Raw genomic sequence first — 1,666 nt, 5'->3', positions numbered from 1 at the left:
GACGGCTCGGTGCCGTCCACCGGTCAGCGGCGCCCTGGCCTCCCACGGGCTGGCCCCGCAGTACTCTCGGCGCGATGGGGCTTAGCTTCCGGGTTCGGAACGGGACCGGGCGTGCCCCCCATGCTCTGGCCGCTGACCGGTGGGCGGCGCCCACCGTTACGGTGTCCGGTATCGCATACACGTGCCCTGGGGGCCGCATGGCGCATAGGAGGAGTCGACTCGGGGGCATCCTCGTGCCCGGACCGCGCGCATGAGCGCTCAGTCCCGCGGGCCGCGAGGTGCGGTTCCGGAAGAGCTCGGGCGATTAGTGCGGCTCGGCTGAGGCTGTCGCCAGCCTTGCACCTGCCGTCTATCGACCAGGTAGTCTACCTGGGCCCTTACCGGAAGGAGAACTAATCCCTGGAACGGCTTCCCGCTTAGATGCCTTCAGCGGTTATCCGCGCCGCACGCGGCTACCCGGCCGTGCCGTTGGTCGACAACCGGTTCACCGGAGGTGCGTCCACCCCGGTCCTCTCGTACTGGGGGCAGCCTCCATCGATTCTCCTGCGCCCACGGAGGATAGGGACCGAACTGTCTCACGACGTTCTGAACCCAGCTCGCGTACCGCTTTAAACGGCGAACAGCCGTACCCTTGGGACCTGCTCCAGCCCCAGGATGCGATGAGCCGACATCGAGGTGCCAAACCTTGCCGTCGATGTGGACTCTTGGGCAAGATCAGCCTGTTATCCCCGGAGTACCTTTTATCCGTTGAGCGACGGCCCACCCACTCGGGGCCGCCGGATCACTAGAGCCTGCTTTCGCACCTGCTCGGCTTGTGGGCCTCGCAGTCAAGCCCGCTTGTACTCTTGCATTCAAAAGGACGGTTGCCGACCGTCCCGAGCGGACCTTCGCGCGCCTCCGTTACCCTTTAGGAGGCGACCGCCCCAGTCAAACTGCCCGCCTGGCACGGTCCCCGAGCCGGTCGACGGCCTCGGGTTAGGACGCCGGTCGCGCGAGGGCAGTATTCCAAGGGCGGCTCCCCGGGGGCTGGCGCCTCCGGATCTGTGCCTCCTGCCTATCCTCTACACGCGGGACCAGCGGCCAATGCCAAGCTGCAGTGAAGGTTCACGGGGTCTTTCCGTCCTTCCGCGGGTAAGTCGCATCTTCACGACCAGTGCAATTTCACCGGGTCCATGGTCGAGACAGCGCCCAAGTCGTTGCGCCTTTCGTGCAGGTCGGAACTTACCCGACAAGGAATTTCGCTACCTTAGGACCGTTATAGTTACGGCCGCCGTTTACCGGGGCTTGGCTTCGGGGCTTCGCGCGATGCGCTAACTCCTCCGCGTGACCTTCCGGCACCGGGCAGGCGTCAGACCCTATACGTCGCCTTGCGGCTTCTGCAGAGTCCTGTGTTTTTGGTAAACAGTCGCTTGGGCCTCTCCACTGCGGCCCGCCTCCGCTCCCGGAGCAAGTCCGTTCACGTACGCGCGGGCACCCCTTCTCCCGAAGTTACGGGGCCATTGTGCCGAGTTCCTTGACCATGGTTGACCCGATCGCCTCGGTATGTTCTACCCACCCACCTGTGTCGGTTTGCGGTACGGGCGCGCACGCGCCTGCCTAGGGGTTTTTCTAGGGACCTCGGGCTCACTCGCTTCGCTCAGATGCTTCGTCCGGAGCCTCGCCCTGT

General features: G+C 65.2%; 2 rRNA genes (1 of these 2 only partly in view). Both read right to left on the bottom strand.

Annotated elements, in window-relative coordinates:
* Positions 1-21: 21 nt before the first annotated feature.
* Positions 22-137 (bottom strand): 5S ribosomal RNA (gene rrf / locus DW151_RS07920).
* A gap of 147 nt (positions 138-284) precedes the next feature.
* Positions 285-1,666, bottom strand: a 23S ribosomal RNA gene (locus DW151_RS10675); it runs 1,672 nt beyond the window's last position.

The organism is Collinsella sp. AM13-34, from assembly GCF_003473055.1.
In the GTDB taxonomy this organism is placed as follows: Bacteria; Actinomycetota; Coriobacteriia; order Coriobacteriales; family Coriobacteriaceae; genus Collinsella.
The sequence above is the reverse complement of the archived record's forward strand: the minus strand, read 5'-3'. Positions and strand labels throughout refer to the sequence as shown.